This is a genomic window from Frankia sp. CeRuru1 (genome assembly GCF_977966315.1).
In genome coordinates, this window is the sequence record NZ_CDWWEW010000261.1 from 1 (window position 1) to 7,192 (window position 7,192).

At 72.1% G+C, this 7,192-nt stretch carries 6 protein-coding genes; 2 read left to right on the plus strand and 4 right to left on the minus strand.

The annotated features are described in order from the left end of the window. The 3 genes from AC08OP_RS17250 to AC08OP_RS17260 all read right to left on the minus strand — a co-directional run. Positions 1-736: hypothetical protein (locus AC08OP_RS17250; protein ID WP_476615131.1), on the minus strand; the 736-nt coding region annotated here is incomplete at its 3' end. A gap of 17 nt (positions 737-753) precedes the next feature. Continuing rightward, entirely contained in the window at positions 754-2,124 is a 1,371-nt protein-coding gene (locus AC08OP_RS17255) for a vWA domain-containing protein (protein ID WP_476615132.1), read from the minus strand. After that, positions 2,121-4,016, minus strand: coding sequence for a PP2C family protein-serine/threonine phosphatase (locus tag AC08OP_RS17260; RefSeq protein ID WP_476615133.1), 1,896 nt, complete (start codon positions 4,014-4,016; stop codon positions 2,121-2,123). The genes AC08OP_RS17255 and AC08OP_RS17260 overlap by 4 nt, the downstream gene beginning before the upstream one ends. A gap of 314 nt (positions 4,017-4,330) precedes the next feature. Here AC08OP_RS17260 and AC08OP_RS17265 point away from each other — a divergent pair, with 314 nt between their 5' ends. Together AC08OP_RS17265 and AC08OP_RS17270 are read left to right on the plus strand one after the other, a co-directional pair. Then, a complete protein-coding gene (locus tag AC08OP_RS17265; protein ID WP_476615134.1) occupies positions 4,331-4,918 on the plus strand; it encodes a hypothetical protein in 588 nt (195 codons plus the stop codon). 98 nt (positions 4,919-5,016) lie between these two features. Then, complete coding sequence (locus tag AC08OP_RS17270; protein WP_476615135.1) at positions 5,017-5,724, plus strand: hypothetical protein; 708 nt, start codon at positions 5,017-5,019, stop codon at positions 5,722-5,724. Positions 5,725-5,733: 9 nt separating this feature from the next. On the opposite strand, the gene AC08OP_RS17275 is transcribed toward AC08OP_RS17270, so the two are convergent. Next, positions 5,734-7,038 (minus strand): glycosyltransferase family 9 protein, encoded by a 1,305-nt coding sequence (locus AC08OP_RS17275; protein WP_476615136.1) that lies wholly within the window; start codon positions 7,036-7,038, stop codon positions 5,734-5,736. Positions 7,039-7,192: the final 154 nt, after the last annotated feature.

Sequence of the window (7,192 nt, forward strand, 5' to 3'; positions counted from 1 at the left end):
CGGCCGCCTGCCCGGTATCCGTCTCGATCTCCTGGACCGGGCGTCGGCACAGCGGACAGACCAGCCGGGCGCCCTGGCCGCGCCCCGCCACGCGCATCGGTGGCGACACGAGCGGCCCCAGCCGGGCGTTCACGCAGTCGGGGGTCACGCAGCGATAGGCGTTGGCGCGGGCGGCGGCGACGACCTCCGGCCGCCCCCGCAGGCCCGACGCCTTCACCTCGTCCTGCCGCGCGGCCCGCTCCCAGGTGACGGTGTCGATCCGGTTCATCGCCCGGCGGACCAATTTCACGTTCTCGCCCGCTGGGGCTGCGGGTAGCACCTTCCATCCGAAGAAGGTCGAGGCGTCGCCCTGGATCCACGCGTGGGCGTCGATGTTGCGTTTGCCGTAGAAGTTGTCCTTGCTGACGACCTTCCCCCCGACGGCCCTCGCCTCCTCGAGCAGGATGTCATCGGCCTCGGCCGCCCAGACCAGGGCACCGTCACGGTAGTACCGCTGCAGTGGGGCGAGGTCGTCGAGCAGGCCGCGCAGGCTGTTGTCGGCCACATAGCGAAAGGTCGCGTCGGCGCCGAAGGCACGGCGGGCGGCGGCCTCCACGGCGAACAGCCGCGCGGTCACGCCGCACCGGCGCGGGCAGCGGGCGCCGTGCGCACAGCCGAGACCGATCTGCGCGAAGCTGCCCGGCGAACCGTCCCGGGTGATGTTACTGACGTCGAACAGCACCGTCGTCGAGGACATGGGACTCCTACCGGTTGTCAGCTGTTGCCGAGAACGTCGTCGAGACGCCGACGGGACACCGCCCCGCCGTGTGGCCGGCCGGGCACCGGGCCCGCCTCGACGAGATCACGGGTCCGGGTCCTGGTGCGGGTCGCCCGGACCCGGGCTCCCGATACCGCATCGGCCGGCGCGACACCCTGGCCGAGGGCCCGTAGCGTCGCGTTGTAGTGGTCGGCCAGATCGTCGAATCCACGGTCCGCCGCCCACAGCGCCGCGTTCCGGAACAACTCGGTGACGCTTTCCCGGGAATGGGCGAAGCTGGCCCGCTTCGCGATCTCCTCGTCGAACTCCGCGATGCTCTCCTCGTGTTCGAGGGAGGATTCCGCGTCCGGGAAGACATCCGCCTCGACGGTGACCCGGAAGCGCTGCGCGGCCTGCGGGTCGGCCCGGCTGTCCACGGCCAGCCGCCGTCCACCGGCGACCACCCCGCCGCGGGCCTGAAGAATCGTGTGCGCGCCGAGCGGTGTGTCCGGAGCGCGCAGCCGGAGCAGGAAGACCGGACGGTCCTCGCCGGTACTCACGGCGGGCAGCGGCAGCCGCAGCTCGGTGCCGCGCGAGGTCGGTGGCGGCACCTTCATGAGGTGACGCTGCGGTTTGATCCGCCGCAGTGCCTCCACCGTCCAGCCGGGTCGGATCAGGACCCGCAGCTCACCGCGCCCCGCAGCCGCACCGACCACCGGTTCGATCAGCGACGAGACGATCGCGTCGATCCGGTCGACGTCCTCGGCCGCGGCCCAGACGTGCTGCGTCTGGCCGCACACCCCGACCATCTCGGCAAGCGCCTCGTCCCGGGCGTCGACACCGATGCCCAGCGCGTCCGTCCCGATGCCCTGGTCGCCGAGCCCGGCGACGATGTGGGCGAGCTGCTCGGGCTGCCAGCGGCCGATGTTGGCCTCGCCGTCGGTGATGAGCAAGACCCGGTAGACGTCCGCGTCCGGCGCCTGCGCGAGCAGCTCCCGCCCGGCGACGGTGAGCGCGTCGCCGATGTTGGTGTAGGAGTCCGCGTCGCTGTTCGTGGGGCCGTCGACGGCCGGCAGGCGGTCGGGCCGGCGTCCGGCGCTGATCACTCGCGCCTCACGGGCGAAGCGCACCAGCACGAGCGGACAGCCGTCGGGCAGCAGGCCGTGCACGCGTTCCAGGACCCGCTGCGCGAGCTCCCACTTGCTGACCGCGTCCGGCGCCGCTGGATGCAGCATCGACAGGGATGCGTCGACCGCGACAGCGACTGCCACCTCCCGCCGGCCCCGCGGCGGATCGGCCACGCTGATCGTCAGCCGGAGCACCCCACCCGGCTTCGTGACACCCCGGTCCATCCGGCCCTCGACGCCGAGCCGGTCCCTGTCGTTCATCGGTTTCCTTTCTCCCCGTGAATGCGCGGCTCCCCGTGAATGCGCGTGCCGGCGCCGCGGGACTCGCCGACGCCGGTGAGCATCGCCCGCTGGCGCGGTCTGGTCCGGGTGGCGACCACCTTCTCCCGGGCGGAGCGGATCGCGATCACCGCGACGGTGGCGTTGTCGTGCCCACCGAGGTCCTCCGCCCGACGGCAGAGCAACGAGGCCAGTTCGGCGGGGGTGCGGGCGACCGAGGCGAGGTCCTCCAGCACGTCGCAGAACCTCCAGTCGGCCACGCCCGGAATGTCCTCGGCGGTGTCGACGCCCGCCTCGCACGCCCCGTCGGTGGCGAGGATCAGCAGGTCGCCGTCGGCGAGCTGCACCCTTCTGGTCGCCACCGCGGTCGCGCCGCGCTGCGCCGTCCGGACGCTCTCGGTCACGATGCCGCGCTCCTCGGGCGTGGGAGCCTGGCCGGCGACGATCGCCTCGGCAACCACGCTGTGCTCGCTGGACAGCCGGGTGGCCGCGAAGCCGTCGCCGCAGCGGCGCAGCAGGTAGGCACGGCAGTCCCCGACGGTCGCGATGTCGGCGCGACCGCGGGAGATCGAGGCGAGCACCGCCACCGCGGCGGCCCGGCGGCTCAGCGGCGCGGGCGGCGGCGGCAGCGCGACGTCCAGCAGCAGCCGCTCCGGTTCGGTCTCGCCGTCCTTCCACCGGCGGCGGAATGCCGCGAGCAGCGCCCGCGCCGCCCACCGTCCCGAACCGTCACCGGGACCGGTAATGCCGTCGAGCACCGCGCAGGCGGTGGTCGTGCCGTCCGACGGGTCCTCGACCTTCGCCCAGCCGACCGCGTCCTCGTTGTCGCCTTCCGGGTTGCCGCCCGCCTTGCGCCAGCCCGTCACGCTCTCGCACGCGACGACGGTCGTCAGCCGCTCGTTGCGCGCGGGGAAGACGAAGGGTGCGATCCTCAACGCCAGCGCACCGGCTCCGGCCGCCCGGCGACCATGCTCGGGATGTAGGCAGGCCCGCAGCGCGGCGTCGGCGCCGGGCGGCCACTCGCCGGCGGCGAGCCCGGCCATCGCCAGCATCGAGGCGTCCCGGTTGCTCCACTCGCCGGTCAGCGCCTTGAACAGCACTACGGCGAACAGGCGAAGGTCACGGGCGGGACCACACTCCCCCGCCGGAGTAACGAACCAGGGGTCGACGGGGTCGTGCCTGCCCGCGTCCAGCAGATCGCAGACGGCCAGGGTGAGGCTCTGCCCGGTCCACCTGAAGCTCCACGGCGCGAGGAGCCCCACGCCCTGCTGATGGAACGGTTCGAGGCTGCGGCCGATCTCGACGAAGGCGCGCAGCAGGGCGGCCGCGGAGACCGCGGGAGCATCGGCGGAATGGCTGTCGAGCAGATCAACCAGCGGCAGTCCCGGAAGTTCCGGCCAGCTCAGCTCGACCCGCGCAGGCATGATCAGTCCGGCGCTCGCCGTAGGCAAGGCGACGCGGGGTGGGGCATGGCGTGAGGAGACCGCGCCGGCCCCCTCGTCCACGTCGGCGTCCACGTCCACGTCGGCGTCCACGTCGTCGGCGGCTGCGGCGTCCACGTCGGCGTCCACGTCCACGTCGGCGTCCACGTCGGCGTCCACGTCCACGTCGGCGTCCGCGTCGTCGGCGGCTGCGGCGGCGTCTTCCAGCTCGTCGCTGTCGTCCTGCCCGGTCGCCGGCTCGTCCGGGCCTCCGAGCTCGTTCGCCTCCTGCGCTCCGGGTGAACCGGTCACCGCCCCGAAAGGATCAATCCCGGCGACGTCACCATCGATGGCGCGCGAGCCGTCCAGGACGCCGCCGCCCGGGACATCGGAGGAGTCCCCGCCCACGACCACTGTGATCACTGCCGGAACCGGGTCGCCCGGCGAAACCACAGGTCCGTCCGGGCCGGTCAACGGTGCTTCCCGATCACATCTGCCGGGGCGTGGGATGCGGGCATCCCGACGCTACCGTCCGAATCATCCAGACGATCAGCGTCCATGGTCGTGGCAACGGCGACGTGCACGACGGTCCCCCCTTCCTCCCGCAAGATCGCGAAGGATCTGCAGTATGCCTGTCCGCGCGATATGACGGTATCGCTCGGCCTCGTCAAGTAAAGGACAGCCATAACCGACATCTATCGGTCTGGTCGTCATCGGCGGCTTCTGCGACGGTCGGTGGCAACGGCCTACTACCTTCCGGAGGCACCGTGCCCGAGTTCAACTCCCGCCGCGCTCAGCGCCAGGTCCCGGCCAGGCGGAGCAACCCACTGCAGAAACTTGCCCGTGACCGGGCCCGACAGGCCCGCCGACGCACTCGGCGCGATCAGCCGCTGCCGGACTACCTCGCCCGCTACGCGTCCGGACCGGACGGGCATCCCCGATCGGTATCGACTACGACGAGCAAGCCGCGACCGAGCGGGAATTCCCTCAAGCACCTGCGGCCGGTTCCGTGGACGTCGCTGGGGCCCGCGATGGTCCTCGATGCCCGCGTCGACTTCTCGGACTGTGCCGGCTACAAGCGGCGCCCGGTGGTCGCGGTGCGGGTGGAGAACGGCGTCATCCTGGCCTTCCCGATTACCACTCAGGTACGTCGGCTCAGCTGGGTTTGCGGACACCTGCTCGCCTTCCCGCGGGAGGCCGGTCTGCGCGAAGCCCAATCCGCGATCCTGTGGCGCCCGGTGGCGATCGAACGCTCCGACGTGATCCGGGTTCTCGGTCGTCTCATCGGCTCCGACCTCGACGAGTTTCAGATTCACGCGCGGGCGGTGCGCGGGGCCGACGGCAGCAACGCCTGACCCACACCGGTATCCGGGCACGGACGAGATCGCCGGGGAAGCGGCGACCGGAGGGGCCGAAACCACCCTGCGGAAAGGTACCGTTACACTCGCTCGCCATGCGGCTGCGGTTCCTCGTCGACGATCGGGTCGAATTCGACCAGCGGCTGCGCCGTTCCGACCAGCTGTGCGTCGGCGCCGCCCCGGACGACGTCTGCGACGAGGCCGCGTCGCACCGGCATCTGTCCGCCGGCCCGCCGGACCGGAAACTCTCCCGCCGGGCCGCCCGCGTGTCCGCCGCGCCGGGCGGCGGCTGGAATGTGGAAATCGCGAACCTGAACCAGGCCGATGTCCGGAGCTGGGGGCAGCCGACGTATCCCGTCGAGCAGGGCGGGCTGGTGTCGGTGACCGACCGGCCGACCGCGATCTGGCTGCGCGGTACTCCGCAGCGCAGCTACCTGCTGTTATGCGAGCCGGAGCCGACCGGCGTCCGCCGGATCGCCCGCGATCGTCGAGTGACGGAGAGCAACGAGGTCGATCGCCTCTCCGAGAAGGAGACCGAGGCGATCCGCGTGGTCTTCGAGCAGCATCTACGGTGGCCGCCCCTGCGTAACCCGGATCCACGTCCCAAGAAATCCGCCGCCGACCGGCTGGGGATCAAGCAGACCTCGCTCAACGACCGGTTGGCGGGCGCGCTGGAGAAGGCGAGGCGGGTCGGCTACCAGCCACCGGGCGGACAGGTTGCCCCGACCCGCGACGCCGACTGGGTGTACTGGCTCGTCGGCATCGGTGCGCTGGACTTCGAGATGCACGCGGGAATCGGCTGACCGTCCCGATCATCGAACGGCGGCTGGCCGATCGAGCGGACCCGAGTCAGACAGACCTGAGTCAGACGGACCCGGGGGTACCTTCCAGTCCCAGGCGAGCCAGTCCCGGGCGAGCAGGTTCCGGGCTTCGACGAGGACCTCGTCCACGGATACATCCGCGACGAACGACGGGTTGTGGGGGCATCGCCCGTGCGCCTGGCTCGCCCCACATTCCGGGCAGGTCGTCTGAAAAGACGTGGCGATGCGGTGGCGGGCCCGTTCCAGCGGCCCAGCGTTGATCACATTGCCGCACCAGAAGACGCCGACGGTCGGAATACCGAGTGCACCGGCGAGGTGCCGCGGCCCCGAGTCGTTACCGATCATCAGGTCGGCGGTGGCGAGAATCCCCACCAGGCCGGGCAGGCAGAGGCGGCCGGCCAGGTTCACCACGGGCCCCGACACGCCCGCCGCGAGCCGTTCAGCGAGGGCTCGCTCGGCCGCTACGCCGACGATCATGATGCGAGCGCCGTCCGCCGCGAGCGCGTTCGCGACTCCGGCGAACCGGTCGACGGGCCAGCGCCGACGCGGATCGCTCGCGCCGGGATGCAGAACGACCAGTGGGGCGGCCCCGGCCGTGACCTCGGCGCCGGCCGTGGCTTCGGCGCCCGCCGTGGCTTCGGCAGCTGCCATGGCCTCGGCGGCCGCCCGGCGATCGTCGGCCGTCACGGTCAATCCGGGGTTCAGGGTGACGGGGGAAGCCCCGACGAGTCCCACGATCTCCAGGTTGCGCAACGTCTCGTGTTGCAGATGCCGGAACGGAACGGACCGGTGCAGCGGCGGCGCTCCCACGTCCCGGCCACCGGCGGTGAACCGCGCGCCCAAGGCGTGCACCAGCGGGGTGGAATGGGCGCCCCCACCGTGCAGCTGCAGCGCCAGGTCGTAGCGGGCCGCCCGGTGGCGCCGGACGAACGCGCGCACCTCGTCGTCGGCTCGAGTGCCATCCGTCCGTAGGTCGTCGGTGGTGGCGGAGGTCGGGGCCGTACCGGTCGGCGAGGGTCCTTGCGTGCTGGTGGACACGCCGGGCCAGGGCGGGATGGCCGCCACCTCGTCCCAGGGTCCCGGGCGGCCCGCCAACAGCTCGACGTGCCAGGGCAGACCGAGGTACACCAGATGCGCGTCCGGATAGGCCGCCCGCAGCGCCTCCAACGCCGGCAGCGCCAACACGAAATCGCCGAGCCCGCTGGCCCGCAGCACCGCGATCCGGCGCACGCCCTCCAGCGGCTCCCGGACGAACGGCCCTAACCCGGCCCGTTGGCACCCGTCCTTCTCGGCCATGTCGTTCCCCCTCGCCCGCGTCCTACTCTCTACCCTGCGCCCCTACCCCTGCGCCCCTACGCCGGCGTTCTTCCCGTCCGCGCTTTCTCCCGATCCACGTGCTCCGCCGATCGACGCGCCCGCGTGACTCGTCACTACCGATCCGGATATTCCT